The 23625-nt window shown below is 36.3% G+C and carries 28 protein-coding genes; 6 read left to right on the top strand and 22 right to left on the bottom strand.

Annotated features, from left to right (window positions below; translation table 11 throughout):
• Nucleotides 1-59: 59 nt before the first annotated feature.
• The 13 genes from spoVAF to dacF form a co-directional block, all read right to left on the bottom strand.
• A complete protein-coding gene (gene spoVAF / locus AC2CGR_RS17720; RefSeq protein ID WP_087966164.1) occupies nucleotides 60-1532 on the bottom strand; it encodes a spore germination protein SpoVAF in 1473 nt (490 codons plus the stop codon).
• On the bottom strand, nucleotides 1519-2088 hold the full coding sequence (gene spoVAEA, locus AC2CGR_RS17715; protein ID WP_029439814.1) for a stage V sporulation protein SpoVABEA: 570 nt from the start codon (nucleotides 2086-2088) through the stop codon (nucleotides 1519-1521). Before spoVAEA ends, spoVAF begins: the two co-directional genes overlap by 14 nt.
• A 5-nt stretch (nucleotides 2089-2093) precedes the next feature.
• Complete coding sequence (gene spoVAE, locus AC2CGR_RS17710) at nucleotides 2094-2444, bottom strand: stage V sporulation protein AE (protein ID WP_029439815.1); 351 nt, start codon at nucleotides 2442-2444, stop codon at nucleotides 2094-2096.
• A 3-nt stretch (nucleotides 2445-2447) separates the two neighbouring features.
• The gene (gene spoVAD, locus AC2CGR_RS17705; protein ID WP_087966162.1) at nucleotides 2448-3464 is read right to left on the bottom strand and encodes a stage V sporulation protein AD; all 1017 of its coding nucleotides are present in this window, start codon (nucleotides 3462-3464) and stop codon (nucleotides 2448-2450) included.
• Between the two features lie 13 nt (nucleotides 3465-3477).
• Nucleotides 3478-3936 (bottom strand): stage V sporulation protein AC, encoded by a 459-nt coding sequence (gene spoVAC, locus AC2CGR_RS17700; RefSeq protein WP_061658850.1) that lies wholly within the window; start codon nucleotides 3934-3936, stop codon nucleotides 3478-3480.
• Nucleotides 3937-3950: 14 nt separating this feature from the next.
• Nucleotides 3951-4367: a stage V sporulation protein SpoVAB gene (gene spoVAB / locus AC2CGR_RS17695; protein ID WP_000572939.1), complete on the bottom strand. Its 417-nt coding sequence runs from the start codon at nucleotides 4365-4367 to the stop codon at nucleotides 3951-3953.
• Nucleotides 4360-4980 (bottom strand): stage V sporulation protein SpoVAA, encoded by a 621-nt coding sequence (spoVAA, locus tag AC2CGR_RS17690; protein ID WP_087966158.1) that lies wholly within the window; start codon nucleotides 4978-4980, stop codon nucleotides 4360-4362. The genes spoVAB and spoVAA overlap by 8 nt, the downstream gene beginning before the upstream one ends.
• A 116-nt stretch (nucleotides 4981-5096) precedes the next feature.
• Nucleotides 5097-5195: a methionine/alanine import family NSS transporter small subunit gene (locus tag AC2CGR_RS17685; RefSeq protein ID WP_000016827.1), complete on the bottom strand. Its 99-nt coding sequence runs from the start codon at nucleotides 5193-5195 to the stop codon at nucleotides 5097-5099.
• On the bottom strand, nucleotides 5195-6721 hold the full coding sequence (locus AC2CGR_RS17680) for a sodium-dependent transporter (protein ID WP_087966156.1): 1527 nt from the start codon (nucleotides 6719-6721) through the stop codon (nucleotides 5195-5197). Before AC2CGR_RS17680 ends, AC2CGR_RS17685 begins: the two co-directional genes overlap by 1 nt.
• 133 nt (nucleotides 6722-6854) lie before the next feature.
• Nucleotides 6855-7613: an RNA polymerase sporulation sigma factor SigF gene (sigF, locus tag AC2CGR_RS17675; protein ID WP_087966154.1), complete on the bottom strand. Its 759-nt coding sequence runs from the start codon at nucleotides 7611-7613 to the stop codon at nucleotides 6855-6857.
• 12 nt (nucleotides 7614-7625) lie between these two features.
• Entirely contained in the window at nucleotides 7626-8066 is a 441-nt protein-coding gene (gene spoIIAB / locus AC2CGR_RS17670; protein ID WP_001243399.1) for an anti-sigma F factor, read from the bottom strand.
• A complete protein-coding gene (gene spoIIAA / locus AC2CGR_RS17665; protein WP_000059133.1) occupies nucleotides 8067-8417 on the bottom strand; it encodes an anti-sigma F factor antagonist in 351 nt (116 codons plus the stop codon).
• Nucleotides 8418-8587: 170 nt separating this feature from the next.
• Nucleotides 8588-9778: a serine-type D-Ala-D-Ala carboxypeptidase DacF gene (gene dacF, locus AC2CGR_RS17660; protein WP_000831992.1), complete on the bottom strand. Its 1191-nt coding sequence runs from the start codon at nucleotides 9776-9778 to the stop codon at nucleotides 8588-8590.
• 166 nt (nucleotides 9779-9944) lie between these two features.
• Between dacF and AC2CGR_RS17655 the strand changes: the two genes are divergently transcribed.
• Genes AC2CGR_RS17655 through AC2CGR_RS17640 form a run of 4 tightly spaced genes read left to right on the top strand, consistent with a single transcriptional unit; the run spans nucleotide 9945 to nucleotide 13342 of the window.
• Complete coding sequence (locus AC2CGR_RS17655) at nucleotides 9945-10364, top strand: GntR family transcriptional regulator (RefSeq protein ID WP_087966152.1); 420 nt, start codon at nucleotides 9945-9947, stop codon at nucleotides 10362-10364.
• Complete coding sequence (locus AC2CGR_RS17650) at nucleotides 10330-11211, top strand: ABC transporter ATP-binding protein (protein ID WP_087966151.1); 882 nt, start codon at nucleotides 10330-10332, stop codon at nucleotides 11209-11211. The genes AC2CGR_RS17655 and AC2CGR_RS17650 overlap by 35 nt, the downstream gene beginning before the upstream one ends.
• Nucleotides 11201-12265 carry an ABC transporter permease subunit gene (locus AC2CGR_RS17645; RefSeq protein ID WP_087966149.1) on the top strand — a complete coding sequence of 355 codons (1065 nt, stop codon included), beginning with the start codon at nucleotides 11201-11203 and terminating at the stop codon, nucleotides 12263-12265. Before AC2CGR_RS17650 ends, AC2CGR_RS17645 begins: the two co-directional genes overlap by 11 nt.
• Nucleotides 12266-12277: 12 nt before the next feature.
• Nucleotides 12278-13342 (top strand): ABC transporter permease subunit, encoded by a 1065-nt coding sequence (locus tag AC2CGR_RS17640; protein WP_131100695.1) that lies wholly within the window; start codon nucleotides 12278-12280, stop codon nucleotides 13340-13342.
• A 24-nt stretch (nucleotides 13343-13366) separates the two neighbouring features.
• Here AC2CGR_RS17640 and AC2CGR_RS17635 read toward each other — a convergent pair whose 3' ends face one another.
• Together AC2CGR_RS17635 and AC2CGR_RS17630 are read right to left on the bottom strand one after the other, a co-directional pair.
• Nucleotides 13367-13912, bottom strand: a complete 546-nt coding sequence (locus tag AC2CGR_RS17635; RefSeq protein ID WP_073543118.1) for a hypothetical protein — start codon at nucleotides 13910-13912, stop codon at nucleotides 13367-13369.
• A gap of 102 nt (nucleotides 13913-14014) precedes the next feature.
• Nucleotides 14015-14434: a MarR family winged helix-turn-helix transcriptional regulator gene (locus AC2CGR_RS17630; protein WP_001003315.1), complete on the bottom strand. Its 420-nt coding sequence runs from the start codon at nucleotides 14432-14434 to the stop codon at nucleotides 14015-14017.
• A gap of 159 nt (nucleotides 14435-14593) precedes the next feature.
• On the opposite strand from AC2CGR_RS17630, the gene AC2CGR_RS17625 reads away from it, so the two are divergent.
• Nucleotides 14594-15265, top strand: coding sequence for an SIMPL domain-containing protein (locus tag AC2CGR_RS17625; protein WP_131100697.1), 672 nt, complete (start codon nucleotides 14594-14596; stop codon nucleotides 15263-15265).
• A 134-nt stretch (nucleotides 15266-15399) separates the two neighbouring features.
• Complete coding sequence (locus AC2CGR_RS17620) at nucleotides 15400-16689, top strand: NCS2 family permease (RefSeq protein ID WP_000676248.1); 1290 nt, start codon at nucleotides 15400-15402, stop codon at nucleotides 16687-16689.
• Nucleotides 16690-16725: 36 nt separating this feature from the next.
• Here the strand turns inward: AC2CGR_RS17620 and corA are convergent, their stop codons facing one another.
• The 7 genes from corA to AC2CGR_RS17585 all read right to left on the bottom strand — a co-directional run bounded on the left by corA (nucleotide 16726) and on the right by AC2CGR_RS17585 (nucleotide 23524).
• Nucleotides 16726-17688, bottom strand: coding sequence for a magnesium/cobalt transporter CorA (gene corA / locus AC2CGR_RS17615; protein ID WP_001976329.1), 963 nt, complete (start codon nucleotides 17686-17688; stop codon nucleotides 16726-16728).
• Between the two features lie 62 nt (nucleotides 17689-17750).
• Nucleotides 17751-19055 (bottom strand): pyrimidine-nucleoside phosphorylase, encoded by a 1305-nt coding sequence (locus AC2CGR_RS17610; protein WP_001243082.1) that lies wholly within the window; start codon nucleotides 19053-19055, stop codon nucleotides 17751-17753.
• A gap of 7 nt (nucleotides 19056-19062) precedes the next feature.
• Entirely contained in the window at nucleotides 19063-19884 is an 822-nt protein-coding gene (locus AC2CGR_RS17605) for a purine-nucleoside phosphorylase (protein ID WP_001078446.1), read from the bottom strand.
• A 12-nt stretch (nucleotides 19885-19896) separates the two neighbouring features.
• The gene (gene deoB / locus AC2CGR_RS17600) at nucleotides 19897-21081 is read right to left on the bottom strand and encodes a phosphopentomutase (RefSeq protein WP_001046083.1); all 1185 of its coding nucleotides are present in this window, start codon (nucleotides 21079-21081) and stop codon (nucleotides 19897-19899) included.
• Nucleotides 21082-21508: 427 nt separating this feature from the next.
• On the bottom strand, nucleotides 21509-22252 hold the full coding sequence (locus tag AC2CGR_RS17595; protein WP_001993299.1) for a FixH family protein: 744 nt from the start codon (nucleotides 22250-22252) through the stop codon (nucleotides 21509-21511).
• Nucleotides 22253-22396: 144 nt separating this feature from the next.
• On the bottom strand, nucleotides 22397-23287 hold the full coding sequence (gene xerD / locus AC2CGR_RS17590) for a site-specific tyrosine recombinase XerD (RefSeq protein WP_000390084.1): 891 nt from the start codon (nucleotides 23285-23287) through the stop codon (nucleotides 22397-22399).
• Between the two features lie 6 nt (nucleotides 23288-23293).
• Nucleotides 23294-23524: a YqzK family protein gene (locus AC2CGR_RS17585; RefSeq protein ID WP_001250432.1), complete on the bottom strand. Its 231-nt coding sequence runs from the start codon at nucleotides 23522-23524 to the stop codon at nucleotides 23294-23296.
• Nucleotides 23525-23625: the final 101 nt, after the last annotated feature.

Here is a 23625-nt window from a genome sequence, read left to right as displayed (position 1 = left end):
ATTTTTGTTAAAAAATAATAAATTTTCGCTAAAAAAAATAAACGGGGGTATAATCCCGTTTATTTTTGTCTTTTTACATTTTGAGGTCTTACAATACTTGGTCGTACTTTTAAACTAGACATCGTTGGGCGAAGTAAAATCTTTGTTAATGCGCCCCAATCAAATGGTAAAAATGGCCATAAGTATGGTGTTTGTAAACTCTTAATCGATGTTAAGAATAAAATTAATATCGTCATACCTATTACAAAGCCCATCTCATGGAAGAGACCTGTTAAAATAATAACAAATAATTTTCCAACCTTATTCCCTAGCCCTAATTCATAACTCGGTGTTGCATATGCACCGATCATAGAAACTGCTACATACAAAATAACTTCTGGTACAAACAAACCTACATCGATTGCTATTTGACCAATTAATATGGCAGAAATTAATCCTGCTGCAGACGATAACGGCGTTGGAGTATGAATGGCTGCCATCCTTAAAAATTCAAGTCCTACTTCTGCCATTATCACCTGTAATAAAATTGGTAAATGTGTCATCTTAGTCGGTCCAATAAAAGCAAGATTTGCCGGTAAAAGAGTTGGATCAAATACAAACACTAACCAAAACGGTAGTAAAAACAAGGAGAATAAGACACCTAAAAAGCGTACCCAACGTAAAAATGTTCCGACAGCTGGATTTTGTCTAAACTCTTCTGCATGCTGTAAATGATGAAAATATGTTGTTGGCGTAATCATAGCACTCGGTGATGTATCAACTAGTACTAGAACATGTCCTTCTAATAAATGATTTGCTGCTACATCCGGTCTTTCTGTATATCGAATAAGCGGGAATGGATTATAGCTTTGCTTTACAACAAATTCTTCCACTGTTTTATCCGCCATCGTAATGCCATCGACATCGATGTTATTTAATTCTTGTTTTATGATCTTTACTAAATCTGGATTTGCAACATCTTGTACATATGTAATACAAACATCCGTTTGCGATCGATCCCCTACTCGAATAATTTCATTTCGAAGACGTGGATCTCGAATTCTCCTACGAATTAACGCTGTATTTACAACGATATTTTCAACAAATCCATCCCTTGCACCGCGTACTACTTTTTCAGTATCTGGCTCTGTCGGTGTTCGCCCTGGATAGCTACGAACATCTATCGCAAACGCTTCTGTTTCGCCTTCCACAAATATAATAATAAGTCCTGATAACGCTTGAACCATTACTTCATCCATCGTTTTCACTTTACTTACTTGCTGATGAATTAAACGATTCTCTAAAAGCTTTACAGTATCTTCTTCAACATCCCTTATTTCATTTGTATCCACAGCTTCTTCTAAAATAGGAATGATATAATTTGTATCACAAAGTCCATTTACAAATAACACAGCAATTTCTTTATTCAAAATTTGAAATTTACGAATACCAACATCAAATGTAACGCCTAATCCAACTGTTTGTTTTAAATAATTTTCATTGTCACTTATGAAAGTTGAAATAGGGATATCTATTTTTTTAGGCTTCGTCATAAAACCCACTCCTTTCCAAAATTAACTGAATGGCTTTTTTCGTAATTGGTGAGCCTCTCTCCCATTCATCATTTCCACACATCTTACCAATATCACCAACGCCAACAATGACGGGAACATTCAAATCATCTAAACAATAAATTGTATCTCCGCTAATTCTGCCAATTTCACCATCTGGAAGTCCAAATTTATCAACACCATATTCCGTTAAATTCCCGTTCCGATCTACGCTTACATCTACACGTGCCCATTCCCAATGGTGTGTATTAGACGCTACTGCCAAAATCCCAAGTACATCAATTTGTTTATGCGTAGCTACATATTTTAAAGCCTTTTCACCAGACCCTTCTCCAATAAATCCACTGTCATCAAACATGACAAACACAGGGTCATATGGCGTTTGCATAATAAGCTCAACAACTTTCTTCCCTGTCAATTTGGTTGGATTACTTTGTGATGCTGAAATACACCTTCCCCCAAATTCCTTTGTTAAAAGCTCAATTGTTCGCTTTGCATATTCATCTCCATCTGTGACCAAAATAACCCTTCGTCTCATTTGATTTATCCTTTCGGTTTACATATAAGTGCTATAAAAAATGAAAATAATATTGCTGCAGAAATGCCTGCAGACGTTAAACTAAACATACCCATACCAATCCCTATATATCCGTGTTTTTCTGCTGCATGCATTGCTCCATGTAATAGGGAATGTCCAAAACTTGTAATAGGAACTGTCGCCCCAGCACCAGCAAACTTTATAAGCTTATCGTACAATCCAAATCCATCTAAAACTGCTCCTATAACTACAAAGGTAGCCATTAAATGGGCTGGTGTTAACTTTGCGAAATCTAACAATACTTGTCCAACTACACAAATAGCGCCTCCTACAAGAAATGCATATATAAAATCCACAATTCACTCTCCCTTCACTCTCTCAAATACGACACCATGTGCAATTGTTGGAATGGTTTCTTTCTGCTGCATCATCATCGGGCTTAATAACGCACCAGTAGCAACGACAAAAATTCGTTGTAAATTCCCTTTTTCCATCTCACTTAATAAATGACCGTATGTGACAACAGCTGAACAAGCACAACCACTACCACCAGCAAATACTTCTTCTTGACCCGAATCATAAATCATTAATCCGCAATCATTATATATATGCCCAATATCATAACCTTCTTCCAGTAACAGTTGTTTCGCGATTGGTGTTCCAATAGCTGATAAATCACCGGTAACAATCAAATCATAATCATTGGCACTTCTCTTCAAATCTTCAAAATGCTGCTGAATTGTATGAGCTGCAGCAGGTGCCATCGCCGATCCCATATCTAACGGATTCGCAATTCCTAAATCTTGCACTTTTCCAATCGTAGCCGCTGTAATTTTAATAGCACTTTTTTCTTTACTAATTAATATGGATCCCGCACCTGTAACAGTGGAATTGGCTGTTCCTGGTTTTTGTCCCCCATACTCTGTTGGATAACGAAACTGTCTTTCAGCTGTTGCATTATGACTGCTTACTGTTGCTAAAACACGGTTTGCGAATCCGCCGTCTATAAAGGCTGATCCAACTGCTAAAGTCTCCATCGAAGTCGCACAAGCACTAAACATCCCTAAAAAAGGGATTCCCCACTTACGCGCAACGTAATTTGCTGTTACTGTTTGATTTAATAAGTCGCCCGCTAAAAAGAAATCAATTTGTGATGTTTCTACATTTCCTTTTTGCATGACTTGTTGAATAGAATCTGACATTAATCTTCGTTCAGCCAGCTCCCAGTTTTCCTCTCCGCAATGTAAATCATCATATGAAATATCAAAATCCTTCCCAAGAGGGCCTTCAGCTTCTTTCGGACCGACAGCAGTACCGGTTGCATTTACATAAATGTCATTTTGAAATACCCACGTTTGCTTTCCTGTCAACCTCATACTAGCCCCTCCTTTAGGACATCAAAATTTGAAATGTATATCTTATTAATCCAATAATGTATGCCCCAACAACCCCAAAAACGATTACACTTCCCGCTAGCTTAAACATGTTTGTAGCAACCCCAAGCACAATTCCTTCACTTTTATGCTCTAGCGCAGCACTCGCCATAGAATTCGCAAATCCCGTAACAGGTACGGCCGATCCTGCTCCAGCAAATTGACCGATTTTATCATATACACCACAACCTGTTAAAATCGCCGATAATAGTACAAGAGTTGCAACTGTTGGGTTTCCTGCCTCTTGTTCACTGAAATGAAAATAATGTATATAAAATTTCATCAATACTTCCCCGATTGTACAAATGAGTCCACCTACAAGAAATGCCTTAACACAATTAATAAAATAATTTGGTTTCGGATGGTATTCCTTCACTCTATTTACGTAATCATCCTTTAGTTTTCGTCCTGTCATTTATATATTTCCTCCTACTTTACGAAATAAATCCAGTGAAACAACGAGCCTATTACTTTTCCAAGTACAAGAGCAACGAGCAAAACAACAATTTTCCCCTCTACCCCTACTCGTTTCGCTAAAATAGGTAAAACATTTAACACTTCTGTTAATGCGGCAGCGAGCATTCCAATGAATGTGCCGCAAAATATGCCTAATATAACAAGCCAATATTGCGACGTTTGAAATGTAATATTTTTCAAACTACACCAAGCTCCTGTTAACGTACCTGCAATAACTGCCCACTCAAAATATTGAATGTGCTTTCCACTTCTCGTTAATTGAGCTAGACGAGGGATTATACCAAGTACAGCTAAAAACGCGACATATCCGCTACCTACTGCAATTCCTCCTGCTAAGCCGATTAAAATAACAAACCCAGATTCAATCATCGGCAAGTTGTTTCATATTATCCTTGTTTTCATGAACAATTACATATTGGTCAAGTGACTGCTGGTATTGGAACATCTCCACTTCTAACGGACTCGGCTCTTCATTAATACGCTTTTGGAATACATGATTAAAAAATAAAACCATACCTAACCCAAGACCTAATGAATAAGGAATTTGAAATAGAAGTGGTTGCGCCTTAAATTCTCCCGTAATCATGTAATATAATCGTTGGTGCACTTGTTGCATACTTACATCTTCATGGAAATAAATAATCGCAAGGGCCGCTCCAATAAAAAGTAACAACCATACAAGTCCGAAGAAAATCGGATGTACTTTCTTTTTTTCATATATAATTTCAACAAGAGTTTGTCCAGAACCGATTAAATTAATTTGTATATGGGCCGCTTTTTGCCTAATAATCTCAATAATTTTCATAACATCAATTACAACATGCGTCTTATCATGCGCTGTTATTTTGTAAACTACCTCATCCTGTAACGACTGAACTACCAGAGCATCTCCGGCAAGTTGAGCAACATCACCGAGCTTTACTTCATACGTAGGAGAAACTTTTAATCGATTACGCATTTTAATATAAATTGTTTGTTCCAATTTCTATTCACCTCTTCACTCTTCCTCGTAGTTGTAGTATGGTTATTGAATTTTTTTCTAATACAATTTTTTCATAAAAAAACATCTGTACCATTTCGGTACAGATGTTTTTTAGTTTATGTCTTTTTCTTAAATAAATTTGCAATACTTAATGCGAGCCCTCCCCAAATGACTACTATTCCAATAACCATCATCATAATCGCTGATCCACTCATTATGAAACACCCCGATCTTTCCATTCTTTTTCAAGCTTAGCAGAATCTGAATGTATTTGTGCATTCCATTTCTTTAAACTAATGATTAACGCAACGATAAGGAACGCTGCTGCAATTGACCAACCATACGTTACGACAAACTCCGTTGAATAATCTCCATAGTTCTTTTTAATATTTTGGATTGTACCATCAATTAACATGTACCCTAACATAAGCGGAGTAATAACGAGTAAACTCACTCTCCAAAACGTCCCTAACTTAATATCAGATACGAAGTTTGCGTGGTTTTGATAAACTGGTAAACGACGTAAAATGAGTCCTATCGTAACTACTTCCGCTAACGCAATCGTAATTAATCCGAAGTTATTAGCGAAGTAATCGACAACATCTAGGAACATAAGACCGCCACGTGTCGCAAAAACAAGAGAAACTAGTACGAGAAGCGTCCCCATAATTCCAATTGTTTTTTGGCGGCTTAAGCTAAACTTTTCAGATACGGCAGCAAAACATACTTCCGCAAGCGAAATGAGGGATGTAATCCCAGCAACCGTTAATGATAAGAAAAATAATACGCCAAATAAAGGTGACATTGGTAATTCATTAATAATTTGCGGGAATACTACGAACGCAAGCCCTACACCAGCACTTGCCACTTTATCAACCGGTACTCCCATATTGTTTGCCATAAATCCAAGAGCTGCAAAGACCCCAATCCCTGCTAATAATTCAAACCCTGAGTTGGCAAAGCCCGTAATAAATGCATTATTTGTTGTATCTGAGTTTTTCGGTAAATAACTAGAATACGTAATCATAATTCCAAATGCTAAAGATAAACTAAAGAAGATTTGACCGTAAGCAGCAAGCCATACTTTCCCATCAAAAATACGACTCCAATCTGGTTTAAAGAATGCATCTAATCCTTGCATCGCACCTTCCATTGTCACTGCACGAACTACGATAATAAGGAACATAACAACTAATAAAGGGATGAAAATACGGTTAACAACTTCGATTCCTTTTTTAACTCCTTTGAATGCAACACCAAGCACAATAATCCAAACGAGAGCTAACGGAATTAACACTTCTGGTACAAGCCCTCCAAATTGTCCTGGCTTATCTGCAACCTGTAAATACTCTTTAAATAAAAATGATTGCGTGTCTTTCCCCCATGCTCCAGTAATTGCAAAGTACGTATACGAAATAGACCAAGCAATAATTACTGCATAATATGTTGAAACGATAAATGTTACGCACATTTGCCACCATCCAATGAATTCAGCACGCGGATGAATACGGAAGAACGTAAGTGGCGCTGAACCACGATGACGATGCCCAAGAGCAAATTCAAACGCTAATAATGAAATACCAGTCGTTAATAATGCGAATAAGTACGGTAAAAAGAATGCGCCGCCTCCATTTTCATACGCTGTATAAGGAAAACGCCATATGTTTCCTAATCCAACGGCAGAGCCGACTGCTGCGAAAATAAATCCAGCCCTCGTTCCCCATTGTTGCCTCGTTTCCATATTTCCTTCCTCCTTTGTGACAAGTTCATACTTGGATTATATTTTAAATTTACTGAATTATCAATAAATTCTGTTAATTTTTACGAAAGTTTACAATCTCCTCCTATTAAAGGCATAAAAAAAGATCGAATAGCTATTCATCTATTCGATCTTTCATCTGTTTTAATATTTTCTTTTCAAGTCTTGAAACTTGTACTTGCGAAATGCCTATTCGCTCCGCTACTTCCGATTGAGTTTGGTCTTTATAGTAGCGTAAATATACGATTAAACGTTCTCGCTCGTCTAGTTCTCTAATTGCTTCTTTTAAAGCAATTTTATCGAACCATTTCGTTTCGGATTGATCTGCAATTTGATCTAAAATAGTGATCGGATCCCCATCGTTTTCATACACCGTTTCATGTATAGATGAAGGAGCACGACTCGCTTCTTGCGCCAGAACCACTTCCTCTGGCGTTAGTTCTAACGCTTCCGCTACTTCATTAATCGTTGGAGCTCTTCCAAATTCTTTCGAAAGCTCGTCTCTCATCTTTCGTATTTTATTTCCTGTTTCTTTTAAAGATCTACTTACTTTCACTGATCCATCATCACGTAAAAATCGCTGTATTTCGCCAATAATCATTGGAACTGCATATGTTGAAAATTTCACGTCGAAAGATAAATCAAATTTATCTACCGATTTTAAGAGCCCAATACATCCAATTTGAAATAAATCGTCCGGTTCGTATCCTCGATTAAGAAAACGCTGCACAACCGACCATACGAGACGCATATTGCTTTGAACGATTGTATCTCTCGCTTGTTGATTTCCATCTTGACTTTGTTGAATTAACGCTTTTAGCTCGTGGTCCTTTAACTGAGGTTTCTTCTTCTCATTTTTGACCTCTATGTCCATAGGCTATTCTCCTTAATTGCATAGAGCGTTACTATTTGATAAGTATTTTGTCAAATGGATTGTTGTCCCGAAAGATTCGTTTGAAATAACTTCTACTTCATCCATAAAATTTTCCATGATAGTAAATCCCATTCCGGAACGCTCTAATTCAGGTTTAGTTGTAAAAAGGGGTTGTCTCGCTTCATCTAAATCAAAGATGCCAATCCCTTCATCTCGAATCGTGAGTTTCACCATTGCTTCTTCCAAAATTACAGAAATATAAACAACACCTTCTGCATTTCCTTCGTACCCATGAATAATTGCATTCGTAACCGCTTCTGACACAACTGTTTTAATCTCTGTAAGTTCTTCCATCGTAGGATCTAGTTGCGCAATAAAAGCAGCTACTGTAACGCGAGCGAACGATTCATTTTGACTTAATGCTGAAAATTGAAGGTTCATTTCATTTCTCATTTATGCCACCCCCAACGTCGCGAGCGCATGCGCTTCACTTTCTTCTAAGCGAACAATTTTAAATAAGCCCGACATTTCAAATAAACGCTTAACAGGCGGTGAAATTGCACAAACAACCATTTCTCCACCTAATCCCTTTACATGCTTATATCGGCCTAATATAACACCTAAACCAGAACTATCCATAAACGATAAGTTCTCTAGGCTCAAAACAATATGATGAACACCATGTGTCTCAATCATATCTGTTACTTTCGTTCGCAACTCTTCAGCAGTATGATGATCTAATTCACCCGCTAGTCTCACACATAGGACGTCACGTTTTACTTCTAATTGCATGGAAAGACTCACACGATTTCCTCCTTATGCTCAAACTTTACTCATTTACATACATAAAGATTTTCGTGATACAACATAAGAATCCTTCCTACTGACAAAAGAAGAACTATTTCGCCATAAAGTGAAACCATTCAGCAATTATTTACTTACATACGAATAGAAAAGCGGCAAAATGTTTGCCGCTATTTTGATGTTGAAAACATCCCAAAACTTCTTTTAAATAACTCCCACCAGCTCGCTGCAGCAACATCTTCTTTTGCTACAATTGTTTGTTTTAATAAAACATCTTTATCTTTTTTAATTACAAGTGTACCAAGTGCATCGCCCTTTTTAATCGGCGCTTTCACTTTCTTTTCAGCAATTACCTCTTGCTTTACCTTGTCCATATTTTCGCCCTTCTTCATAAGAAGAGATACATTGTCTGACGCAACTAAATCTACTTTTTCTTTTTTCCCTTTTCCTACTTGGACAGTCTTAATTTTTTCGCCTCGTGTATACAATTTCTTTGTCATATATTGACCAAATGCGTAGTCAAGAAGCTTCGTTACTTGATTGTTCCGTTCTTTCGATGTAGGTGCTCCCATAACAACTGAAATAACACGCATCCCATTCTTTTCAGCCGATGCTGTTAAACAATATTTTGCTTCTGTCGTAAAGCCCGTTTTTACACCATCTACTCCCGGATAAAAACGTACTAACTTATTCGTATTAACGAGCCAAAACTTCTTATCCGTATCTTCACGTAAATAGTCTTCATATTTTCCTGTGTATTTGCGAATAAGTGGATATTTCATCAATTCTTTTGCCATTATAGCCATATCATTCGCTGTGGAATAATGGTCTTTAGCCGGAAGACCTGTCGGATTTTGAAAATGAGTATTTTTCAGTCCTAAATCTTTCGCTTTTTTGTTCATCATATTTACAAAACCTTCTTCTGAACCAGCAATATGCTCCGCTACTGCAACAGACGCATCATTTCCAGATGCAATGGCAATACCCTTTAGCATTTCATTTACGGTCATCTCTTCTCCAGGCTCTAAAAAGATTTGTGATCCACCCATTGAAGCTGCATGCTCACTTGCTCTCACTTTATCGGTCAGTTTTAATTTTCCTTTTTCAACTTGTTCCATAATTAATAGCATTGTCATAATCTTCGTCATACTAGCAGGTGGTAACTTCTCATTTGGATTTTTATCAAACAAAACTTTACCTGTATCTTGTTCAATTACAATTGCTGATGACGCTTGTTCCGCTAACTTCGGCGTTGTTTCTTCTGTTTTCTCCTGCTTCGTCTTCTCAGATTGTGCGAAACTAACTGAAGTACCAGAAAGCAATAACATGAAACAAACAAGTATTCCAAAAACTCGCTTCATGACTAACCCTCCATTCTATATCAAACCTATTTTTTCCAATTCTTCATTTTTTAATACCATATTTTTCTAACATTTTCGGTTGACAAACACATTCATCACCTTTATTGTATTAAGTGTATTACATTAAGTAGTACACTTAATACATGTCAGAAAGGAGACATTGCTCTTGCATATTCAACTTGATCCAAGAAGCAACACTCCGATATGGGAACAAATTGTTCAAAATATAAAAGAACTCGTATTGAAGAACATATTAGCTCCAAGTGACAAACTTCCTTCTGTACGCGAACTCGCTTCTTTACTCGTTATCAATCCAAATACAGTGAGTAAAGCGTATCAAGAGTTAGAGCGACAAGGGATTATTGAAACATTACGAGGAAAAGGAACATTTGTATCCCAATCGATTACCCCAACATTAGACGAAAGGAAAATCGCTATGGTTGAAAAGCAATTCCATCAATTACTATTAGAAGCCTCTTATCTTGGTGTTACGAAAGATAAAATTCATGATTGGATAGATTCATACTATAAAGAGATTGGAGGAAATACAGATGCTGAAAGTGACAAGCCTGAAGAAAACAATTGATAATCAAACGATTTTAGACGATGTTTCTTTCACATTACAAAGAGGGAGTATCATCGGATTACTCGGAAGAAACGGTGCGGGGAAAACAACTTTATTGCGAACGATGGTCGGTATTTTAGACCCTGATGCAGGGACCGTTACATATGAAGATACAAACATTCATCAGTGTCCTGAAATAAAGCAAAAAATCGTATATGTTCCGGATTCTACTAACATATTGAACGGATATACGGTAAAAGAAATTGTAAAGTTTTATAAAGCCGTTTATACCGCCTTTGATGAAGCATATTTCTATGACCTGTTAGAACGTTTTAACTTACCAAACAAACGAATTCGTAGCTATTCAAAAGGAATGAAAGCACTGCTTGCCATCATTTTAGCCGTTTCTACAAAAGCAGAATATATCATTTTAGATGAACCGACAAACGGACTTGATCCTATCGTGAAAAGGCAAATTTTACAGTTTCTCGTAGGAGAAGTTGCAGAAAAAGAGATTACCATTTTCATCTCCACTCACCATTTAGATGAAGTGGAACAAATTGCAGATACAATCATTATATTAAAAGGCCATACTATATCTTCTATTACATCACTAGATGATGCAAAATCACGATTTGCTAAAATCCAAGTAGCTTACGAACGTTCATTACCTCAAAAACTAGAAAACTTAAGCAATATTAAAATATTAAATCAAACAGGAAAAGTATATACAATCTTAATTGAGGGAAATGTGGCTACAACACTGGAGAAGTTTTATAAAGAACAACCTATACTCATTGAAGAATTAACAATGTCACTTGAAGATGTCTTCGTTACGACACTGGAGGAGGATGGGTATGTTTCATAAGGCGTTGTGGATGTGGAATTGGAAGCGCGGGAAATATGCTGTGTTGCTATTCTTCTTTAGTTCGCTTTATCTTTTATCTCTCGGATACTATAGAAGTGCTCAGATGGAACTCGATAAATATTACGGATTACAAGAAAAAGGGAAACAGTATTATTATTTTTATGCCTTTTCTTCAGGAGAAGGTAATAGTTTTTGGTTAACTGTTCTTATCATTGCCTTAGCCTGTTTATTAATGGGGTGGGAGCGTAGTAACCATTCTAATAGCACACTTATGGCAATGCCTTTTAATAGAAAAGATATTTTATTATCTAAATGGGCTTTCGGTTCATTCTGGATTATAGGGTCGCTCCTTGTAAATTGGATCCTTATGTATGTTATTTATAGAACAACAATCCATTTTGATTATCAATCATTTAGCCCCTTTAATCGATACTTTCTTTATGCAATTGTTTCTTATGTAGCAGTATACACAGCTGCATTATGCATCGGTACTTTTACTGGAAGTGTTGTTTCACAGCTTGTTTTTTGTATTCCGTGGTTACTAGCGGGAGTTACATTTACTACGTTATTATACACTTTCACAATAAACCATTTAAATGCCATGGATACTAGAAATCCAAATTTTTATAAACAACTTTATGAAATCAATCAAAAAACGAATATAGTTGCACCAATTAAGCACTTTTCTATCACTTATCAGTATGATCCAGAATCTCGTAAGATTGAGAATAACCCAACTACTTTAAGAGATCCAGCATCTCATATATATTATTCAGCCAAATCAATGTTAGTCCCTATTTTCTATACGATATTTTATTTACTACTTGGGATATATTTATATACACGATCGCCAAATGAAAACAGTCAGAAGATATTTATTTTCCAAAAGCATTTACGAATATGGGTATGGGGAACAACACTATATTTCGCTTTACTTGGTGGCTATAAAATATACAGTTTAAATTTCTTGTTTAGTTACTATATTGGTATATTTGCCGCTGGAATAATCACATATTTTATACTATCACGCCTAACAAATTATAAAGTTTTTTAAAGGAGGGATCCTATGTTTCAAAAAGCATTATGGCTCAGAACGTATCAACAAAGTAAATATGTTGTATGGCTATTGTGGCTCAGCAGTTTCTATAATCTATCCTATATGTACTATATGACCTCCATTGAACAACAACAATATTTACAGATGGACAAAGCGTGGAACTATATATATCATTACTACTTTAATTTAACACTTTTAAAACCTGTCATGTTGTTGGGTAGTATACTTATCGTTCTAGCCTGTACGTTAATTGGGTGGGAAAGGCAAAATAACGCTAGCGACTTGTTATGGTCTATGCCCTTTAAACGTTCGCACCTCTATATAACAAAATGGTTGTTTGGAATCTGCAATATTGTAGCAATTGTCGTTTTAAACTGGGGATTGTTTGCCATTATGAAAAAAACAACTTTTCATAATAAATATCAAATCTTTTCCCCATTCCATACGTACTTTTTATACATGTTGATTGTGCTAATTGCTATTTATACGCTTGCATTATGTATAGGAACGATTGCTGGAAATATCGTATCCCAAGGAATTATCACTGCCATTATAATCGTTTTTCCATTCTTACTTCCCTCTCTTATCGTAGGGGTAATTAGTGTTCATTCAAACGCAGATGGGGAAAAGATTCATACTAAAATAAACAATATGACGGAAAAGATACGTATTTCTAGCCCAGCAGAAGAATTTAATATTGTATTTAATTACAATCCACAACGTGCTTACACCGATCCTAAAGGAGGTCATCATGATGAACCAAATTTTTCATACATTCCTTCAGCTAAAACATTGATTGGACCTATTGCACATATTATTCTTTTATTACCACTTGGTATATATTTATATGTCCGTTCAGTCAATGAGCGAAATGGTAACTACTTATTATATCCAAAACTGCAAAAAGTAGTATTGACTTGTGCAATTTTCTTTGGTGGGACCATCGGAGGTTTAATGTTAAGTGGCGCGCAGTCATTGTCCAGCTTTTACATCGGATTTTTGGTGACTAGTTTCATTACGTATTTCTTCCTACCTAAAATATTAAAATGGAAAGTCTCTTGGAATTTCAAATAAAATAACCTCCTCTTGATGAGGAGGTTATTTTACATTCTCTCTTCTTTTCCCATATTCTTTTTCTTGCTTCGTTCCAAACCCATCACCATTTGCCACGATTTGATCTGTTGGAGCAACTATACTTTCAGCAATTCTCCATTCTCCCCCTTGTTGAATAAACACTTGCATAAAATAATTCATACCATTTAACTGATATGGATTTTCTTTTTTCACTTCATAGCGAGCTGCAACATAATACACTTGCACATTCTCAGCCTCAAACTTAGAAATATATTGCGATAATCTCGGGATATACTGTGACGCTTTCTGAAGTGGCAGTTGTTTTACTTTTACAAGAGAAGACTTTGTTACATTGCTTATCGTATCTTCATGCCGAATGTTATCACTATGATGAAATAAAATAGCATTCTGCATTGAGCGAATCCATAGTTTTGAATATAAAACAGGTTGCTTATTTGAAATATGTTGTAATTCTTTCTGAACGACTTGTAGAGGCGTTGCGGCATCCGCGAATTGATGAAAGCAGAATAAACTTCCAATCATAATGAAAAGCATAGAAATACGTTTCATAATTTTTCACTCCGATTCTTTTTAATTAAAGTATTGGAGTTTCAAAATGTTTTTATTCAAAAGAAAAAGGATAGGAAAGCTTTCGCTTCCTATCCTCATTTATTATAATACGCGGCCAAATAGCTCTAACACCATTTCTATTTCTTGGTCGCTCCAACCTTTAAATCTCTCTTTATAATATTCTTTTCGTACAGCTTCTAGTTTTTCAGTTACTTCTCTTCCGTGCTCTGTAATTTCTAAGTACACAATACGACGATCTGAATTAGAACGTTTTCTTTCTACTAATCCTTTTCGTACGAGACGATCTGTAACAGCTGTAATATGACTGGAGGTTACGTTTACTTCACTCGCAATTTGCGAAGCCATCTGTGGACTGTTTAAAAATAACGCGCGTAATACAGAAAATTCATTATATGGCATATGTTCTGCAAAACGTGTATTAATATCATTTTGTAATAAACGTATCATCTTTCGAAATGATCCGGATAACTCTAAAATCAGTGTTTCTCTTTTTTCGTTCACTAGCCTCGTCCCTTTTTTATCATATTTACACATATTATAATCTATAAATACCCTTGTTGTATATCCTTTCTTTCCTCAACATTCTCATTTATGTAACTTTTTTCATATAAATTTCTTTTTTGTTCACACATATACATATAAAAAGGATGGTGATGGAAAATGCAGGGTGGAATGAATCCTTATTTACACAATGTACGCACAGCTAACACTGGTAAAGAAGCGACTATTACTGTACAAGGTGAAGGTGTTATCAAAGCGAAACCAAATGTTGTTATACTAACACTTGGCATTCGAACTGATAGTAAAAATGTGAAACAAGCGCAAGAAGAAAATGCAGTACAATCAAAACAATTGCTGGATGCACTTAAACAGCTTGGTATTGCTGATAAAGATATAGAAACGATTTCTTATACGATCACTCCTCAATACGAGTATGTAAATGATAAAGCATTACTACAAGGATATCGTGTGGAACATTTGTATGAAATTACCGTTTTAAATGTACAAAAAGCAGGGGAAGTATATGATATAGCCGTTTCAAATGGAGCAAACGTAGCAAAAGGTTTACGGTTTCGAATATCTCACCCAAATAAATATTATGAGCAAGCTCTCATTCAAGCCCTGCAACAAGCTATAGAAAAAGCTCGTGCTATTGCGAGTACATACAATTTAAACATTAATCCTGTTCCACTCTCATTCGTTGAAGAATCAGCTCAATTACCAAGGGAAGTCGCGTCCTATGCTACTTTACATGCACAAGCATCTCCTCCCATTCAATCGGGAGAATTAGAAATCATTTCTACAATACGAGCGATTTTTACGTATTTATAAATAATTTCATTTATAAGTAAACGTTATCATTTTCCTTGTTGTAAAAACATGATGTTCTGATATAATAAAGGACGGTGAGCTCTTACAAAAGAGATATCACGGGTGGGAGAGGGATATGAAAAAGAAGGTTTAACATGAAAGGAATACTTGAAAGAACATTTAAATTAGGTTTACACGAAACATCACCAAAACAAGAAGTTTTAGCTGGAGTTACGTCATTTTTCACAATCGTATATATTATGATTGTAAATGCATCCATTTTATCCGATGCTGGCATTCCTCTTGAAGCTGGAATTTTAGCAACTGTTTTCAGTTCATTTGTCGGATGTCTGCTCATGGCATTTTGGGCAAATGCACCTGCTATTCTTGTCCCTGGTATGGGTGTAAATGCATTCTTCACGTACACTGCTGTGCATACGCTCGGATTAACTTGGCAGGAAGCATTAGCAGCTGTCTTCATCTCTGGTATTATTTTTGCAATTGCTGCGTTTACACCAATCGCTCGCGTGCTTTCAGTATCGATTCCAAAATCATTAAAGGAAGCTATTACTGTCGGTATCGGATTGTTTTTAGCGTTTATCGGATTGCAAAAAGGTGGTTTAGTCGTTTCGAATCCAAATACTGCTGTTGCAATGGGTAAATTAAGTAACCCTGTCGTTCTTGCGACCGTGCTTACTCTTATCGTTGCACTTGTGCTATTTATTCGTAACGTACGTGGAAACTTTTTATGGACGATTGCAATAGGAACTGGTATTGCATGGCTATTTGGCCTTGTTGATACAAGTCAAATCGGAAATAGTTCATTCTCATTCGCTAATTACGGCGATGTGTTTGGAGCTATGTCATTTGGCAAACTTTCTTCCTTACCGTTTTGGATTGCAACATTCTCCTTAAGCATGGTGCTTATTTTTGAGAACATGGGACTATTGCACGGTTTATTAGAAGATGACCGTAAATTCCCACGTGCTTACCAAGCCAATGCAATTTCAGCAATGACATGTGGTCTATTTGGCACAAGCCCTACCGTATCAACAGTAGAGAGTGCCGCAGGTATTACTGCAGGCGGTAAGACAGGTCTGACGTCTATCGTTACAGGGTTATTATTCTTTGCATCACTGTTTGCACTTCCGTTTGTCAAACTAATTCCTGATAGTGCCATTGCACCAATCTTAATTATTATTGGCGGCCTGATGATTACAAGCATTCAACAAATTCCTCTGAACGATTTTTCAGAAGGATTTCCAGCGTTCTTAATTATCGTCATGATCCCGCTCACATATAGTATCGCTGATGGCATTGCGTTCGGATTTATTGCTTATCCTATCTTAAAAGTTGCTCTTGGAAAGCGTAAAGAAGTCGCACCGTCTATGTATATCATTACATGCTTATTCTTAGCCATGTTCGTATTACATGCTATTGGTTAAGTAAAAAACACCGAGGAATTTCCCTCGGTGTTTTTTTTATTTAAACCATCCTTTTTTATAAAACCAAGCCATCATGCCGCCGCCAATTAGTGCCATAATAAGTAAACAAATAAAATAACTATATTGTCCACCAAGCTCTGGCATATGCGTAAAGTTCATTCCGTATACTCCCGCAATAAATGTTAATGGCATGAAAATAGTCGAGAATACAGTTAGTGTTTTCATAATGTTATTCATATGATGCGAGTTTAATGAAAAGTAACTATCTCGAATATCTGCTGTTAACTCCCGGCTTGCTTCAATCATTTCGGTCAGTTTAAGCAAATGATCATGTATATCTTTAAAATAAATTTCATGATCACTTATACCGTAAAAACGAGTCGAATTTAAAATACGATACAATAAATCACGCATCGGAATAATTGTACGTCTTAACTTCGATAGATCTGCACGTATATCAAATACTTCTTCTAGTACACTTCCTGCCGTCTCACCCGTTAAATTATCATCAATTGCATTTAAATGATCCTCAATGTAATAGACAGGCGCAAAATAGTCATCTACAATTTGATCGATAATTGTATGTGCTACGTGTAAAGGACTATTTTTAATACGCTTCTTTTCTCCAAGTGTTTTCCATACTCTTTCAATTGCATTGTTATGAGAAAAATGGAAAGAAACAATATAACGATCACTAATAAATAAATCAATCTCGTGCGGTTCTAATCCATCCTCACCAAATGCATGAAGAACTAAAAAGTTATATCCATCATAAAAATCAACTTTTGGTCTCTGTACATATTCTATACAGTCTTCTATTGCAAGGGGATGGAACTTAAAATGATCTTGCAAAATGTATGTATATTCTTCTTTCGTTGGCTTATATAAATCTAGCCAATACCATACAATATGGTCTTTCTTTGTTTCCTCTAGCGAAACATCATATAATACTTCATCTGTTTTTGTTATTGCACAAATTCTAATCATAATTTCACCCATTATTATTATAAACAAAAAATAGCAAAAAAAGCCAAGGAGAAATACTCCCTGGCCCTTCTTTATTATTCAGTAACGATTCCATGCACTAATGTTGGTGCATCTACATGCTCTTTAGAGATTTTCATGTTCTCATAAATTTTTGCTTTTACATCTTCCACATTTTCACGGTTTGCGTAAATGGTAACAAGGGATTCACCTTTTTTCACGCTTTCCCCTACTTTTTTGCGAAGCATTAAACCAACTGCTAAATCAATTTCAGATTCCTTCGTCGCACGTCCTGCTCCTAAAAGCATTGCTGCTGTTCCAATTTCATCTGCAACGATTTCTGATACATAACCGTCTTCCTTCGCTTCCACTTCAACTTTAAACTGTGCTTGTGGTAATTTAGAAGGATCATCAACAACAGATGCATCTCCGCCTTGCGCTGATAAGAACGTTTTAAATGATTCTAGCGCTTTACCGTTGTTCATTACTTCAATTAATTTCTCACGTGCATCTTCTAAAGATGAAGCTTGTCCAGCAAGGTATACCATTTGACTTCCAAGCGTTAAACATAACTCTTCTAAATCTTTCGGTCCTTTACCTTGTAATGTATCAATTGCTTCTTGTACTTCAAGTGCGTTACCAATCGCCTCACCAAGTGGTTGACTCATATCCGAAATAACAGCCATCGTATTACGACCAACGTTATTCCCAATGCGTACCATTGCTTCTGCTAAACGTTTTGCATCTTCATCTGTTTTCATAAATGCACCTGCTCCAGTTTTTACATCAAGAACAATTGCATCTGCACCAGCAGCAATTTTTTTACTCATAATTGAGCTTGCAATAAGCGGAATTGAGTTTACTGTTGCCGTTACATCACGAAGTGCATACAATTTTTTATCCGCAGGTGTTAAGTTTCCACTTTGACCAATAACTGCGATTTTGTTTTCATTTACAAGACGCATGAATTCATCATTTTCGATTTCAACATGGAATCCTGGAACTGCTTCTAATTTATCAATTGTACCACCAGTATGTCCTAGACCACGTCCAGACATTTTTGCAACCGGTACACCTAAAGCGGCTACTAATGGACCTAATACAAGTGTTGTTGTATCACCAACACCACCTGTGGAGTGCTTATCTACTTTTACTCCTTCAATAGCCGATAAGTCGATTGTATCACCGCTATTTACCATTGCCATCGTTAAATCAGCACGTTCTTGATCGTTCATATCTTGGAAGAAAATTGCCATTGCAAGTGAACTTACTTGATAATCAGGAATATCACCATTTGTATATCCTTCAACAATAAAGTTAATTTCTTCTGTCGTTAATGCATGTCCGTCACGTTTTTTTGCAATTAGGTCCACCATTCTCATTGTGAGGTCACCCCTTCATTTGTTTTACGATTGCTTTTACTAATGCTAAGAAGTTAGCTTTAACACGTTCTGTCGTTTCGATTACTTCATCGTGGTGAAGTGGCTGATCTAAAATACCAGCTGCCATATTTGAAATACAAGAAATACCAAGTACTTTCATACCAGCGTGACGCGCTACAATTACTTCAGGTACTGTTGACATACCAACTGCATCTCCACCAAGTGTACGAAGCATACGAATTTCAGCAGGTGTTTCATATACAGGACCTGTCATTCCAACGTATACACCTTCTTGTACTTTAATATTTAAGTCTGCTGCAACTTGTTTTGCCATTTCGCGAAGCTCTACTGTATATGATGTAGACATATCAGGGAAACGTACACCCATTTCAGAATCATTTGGTCCGATTAATGGATTTGTACCCATGAAGTTAATGTGATCTGAAATTAACATAAGATCGCCTGGTTCGAATGATGTATTTACACCACCAGCTGCATTTGTTACAACAACTGTTTCTACCCCTAGTTCTTTCATAACACGAACTGGGAATGTTACTTTTTGCATATCGTATCCTTCATAGAAGTGGAAACGTCCTTGCATTGCTACTACTGTTACACCTTGAAGTGTACCGAATACTAGTTGACCTGCATGGCCTTCTACAGTTGAAACTGGGAATTCAGGGATTTCACTGTAAGGTACTGTTACTGCGTTCTCGATTTCATCTGCTAATACACCTAGTCCAGATCCAAGGATTAGTCCTACTTGTGGTGTCTCTTGAAATTTCTCTTTTAAGTATGAAGCTGATTTTGTAATAAGTTCACGATTCATTTGTTTATCCCCCTATTTCTTTAGCTCGTTTAAGAAGCTTGTTCCGTATTCTGGCATTTTCACACCGAAGTTTTCTGCTACAGTTGCACCAATATCAGCAAATGTTTGACGAAGTGGTAATTCTTGTCCGCCTTCTTTCATGCTTGGGCTATATGCTAATAACGGTACATATTCACGTGTATGATCAGTACCATGATGAACTGGGTCATTACCGTGGTCTGCTGTAATTAATAATAGATCATCTTCTTTTAGTTTTTCGAATACTTCTGGAAGACGTGCATCATATTCTTGCAGAGCTTCTCCGTATCCTTGTGGGTCACGACGGTGACCGAATAGCGCATCAAAGTCAACTAAGTTTAAGAAGCTAAGACCTGTAAAGTCCATATTTAATGTATCTACAAGCTTATCCATTCCATCCATGTTAGACTTCGTGCGAAGTGATTCAGTTACCCCCTCACCATCATAGATGTCAGAGATTTTACCTATAGCAATCACATCATAATCACTATCTTTTAATTCATTCATTACTGTACGGCCGAATGGTTTTAATGCATAGTCATGACGGTTCGGTGTACGTGTAAAGTTTCCAGGCTCACCAACGAATGGACGAGCGATAACGCGGCCTACCATGTACTTCTCGTCTAACGTTAATTCACGTGCAATTTTACAAATTTTATATAACTCATCAAGCGGCACTACTTCTTCGTGTGCTGCGATTTGTAATACGCTATCGGCAGAAGTGTAAACAATTAAAGAGCCTGTTTCCATTTGTTCTTGACCAAGTTCATCAAGAATTTCAGTTCCAGAAGCTGGTTTATTACCGATGATTTTACGGCCTGTTTTTTCTTCTAATTCATCAAGTAATTCTTTTGGAAATCCTTCTGGGAACACTTGGAATGGTGTATCAATGTAAAGACCCATGATCTCCCAGTGACCTGTCATTGTGTCTTTACCAGTAGATTTCTCTTGCATTTTTGTATAATATCCAAGTGGTTTCTCTACTTTAGAGATGCCTTTCATTTCACGAATGTTACCAAGACCTAATTTCACCATGTTAGGCATTTGTAACCCATTCATATGCTCAGCAATGTGACCAATTGTGTCAGATCCTAAATCACCAAATTGTTCAGCATCTGGTGCTTCACCGATTCCAACAGAGTCCATTACGACTAGGAATATACGTTTATATTTATTCATAACTGCGACCTCCTATAAGTTCAGTTCTACTTCTTGTAGTATGTTCAAAACGCTATAAAGTGAAACTGTTCTCCATAAGAATTATCTTTCGTTCTCATTATCAAACAGTACTTCTTTAAATCATTCTCTAACCTATTTCGTTTACCTTGAAACGACTCAAAAACATTTCTAGTTTTTTCTAAGTCAGATGTCAGACATCTGATACTGATATCATAACATGTTTACGCTTTCTTTTTAATACATTTTCGTAGAATTTCTCATTTTCTTCACACTTCTATTGTAATCCATTATGCACAGAAGTGCTAATCATTTTATGATTTATTTCTTCGTATAAAGTGAAATTTTAATCAGTGGCGGTTTTGTTCTTTCCCACAGATCATTTTCAGGATAAAAATAAAAAAAAGCAGCTCTAAAGAGCTACCTTTTTTTATTTTACTTCTACCGTTTCTTCTTTATGTTCATGCAATTCGCCTTTTTTAACATGAACTTTCACTTTGTAAGAACCCTTTTCTTTGAAAGTATGTTTCGTTTCATACTCCCCTTTATTTCCTTCTTTTGCTGGAATGAATTCGTGTTTTTCAACACCATCTTTCCAAATCTCAAGTTGTACTTCAGCACCAGTTAACGCTTCTTCCTTTTGTTTTAAATGAACTTTCATTGTTGATTCAGCATTTGCTTTGATGTCACCAGCCATAAGGTGAATCATTGTATCGCTTTTATGATCGCCATGTCCTGCACCGTGATCACTATTTTCTTTTTTTGCATCTTCTACTTTCGCATTTCCTACAGCCACTTTTACTTCTGGCATAACATGCATTTCACGCGCATTTGTGTGAGCGATAATATGGTATACGCCATCCGTCTCAAACGTTTTCTCTACAGCATAAACACCTTTTCCTTTATGCTTACCTTCTAGCATCTCGTGCTTTTCGTCGCCAGCTTTCCAAATTTCAAACTTTACATCATCAGCATCTGTTACTTTTTCTTTTCCTTGTGTAACAAGTGCTTGTACTTCTGTTTTTTCACCTGGTTTAATTTCTTTCGGATTTGTTTGAACTGCTACTTTTACAGCTTCCAGTTTCTGTTCTTTTTTCGGTTCTTCTTTGTTTGTATTACAGCCAGCCAATGCTAGCATCGCGATAAATAAAGTCATAATAAGTTTTTTCATCATCATTTCCTCCTTCATACTTTATTTAGTATAGAGGAAAAACATTGTAATATTCTAGTCTTCTGCTGAAAACAATGTACGAAATGTTTGTGAAGTTTCTGTGAAGTACGATAGCCTTTTAAATCTATGAAAAAAAGAGCATAGTACCTATGCTCTCGGATGAAACTGTTTATATACATCTTTTAATCTAGTTTTTGAAACATGCGTATAAATTTGTGTCGTTGAAATATCTGCATGTCCAAGCATTTCTTGCACAGCACGCAAGTCTGCTCCATTTTCTAATAAATGCGTTGCAAAAGAATGGCGCAACGTATGAGGTGTAAGCTCTTTTTCAATATTTGCTTCTTTCGCTAATCGTTTTAAAATTTTCCAAAATCCTTGTCTTGATAATCGATTTCCATGATGGTTTAAAAAGAGTGCATCTACTACTTTTTTCCCCATCAATTCTCTTCTTCCCTTTTCAATATACTTTTGAATCGCTTCCGTCGCTAAGCTTCCTAGTGGAATAATTCTTTCTTTATTCCCTTTCCCTATGCAACGAACAAATCCCATCGTTAAATGTACATCTTCTAAATTTAATGCAATTAATTCTGAAACACGAAGTCCTGTTGCATACAATAACTCTAGCATCGCTTTATCACGAACCCCAAAAGCACTCGTCATTTTTGGTGTCTGAAGTAACGCCTCTACTTCATCAACTGACAATACTTTCGGTAATTTCCGTTCGCCTTGCGGCGTTTCAATATGTACGGATGGATCGTGCTCTACTGCTCGTTCACGAAGTAAAAATTGGTGAAACGAACGAATCGATGCAATATGACGTGCTAATGTTTTCGAAGATTTTCCGTTTTCTTTTAAGTGCTGCAGAAAATTAACAATGTGTAAGCGTGTCACTTCGTGAAAGCTTTTCGCTTGTTCTACATTTTGCAAATACTTTACATAACTTTTCAAATCACGTTCATAAGATACTACAGTATTTTTCGCTAGCCCTTTTTCGACAACCATATAATGAATAAAATCTTTTAATTGATCTTCCAATCTACACTACTCCCCATTTTCATAGAAAAACATCATTCTATTTACGAAAGCATCCTTTGCCGGCTCTTCATTCCCTGATACTTTTTCTACAGTCTCTTCTTTTGGCTTTTCATAACGATGATAGCTTTCATATTCTTCATTTATCCATAGTATAGCGAAATAAAACAAAATCGTACAACTTGTAAATAATAAAAATACTTTTATCCCATCAAAAGTTAATTTTAAAGCTCGGCGCATTGTAAATTCCTCCAAAATATAAGTTATTACAACATATGCCAAGCTTTCACCAATTTATACCTTATTCAAATAAAAAACCTCTTCCTAGTTAAATAGGAAAA

This window comes from Bacillus sp. LSHTCR4, from assembly GCF_057197025.1.
Note: the sequence above shows the minus strand (reverse complement) of the source record. Positions and strands in the feature narration are given on the sequence as shown.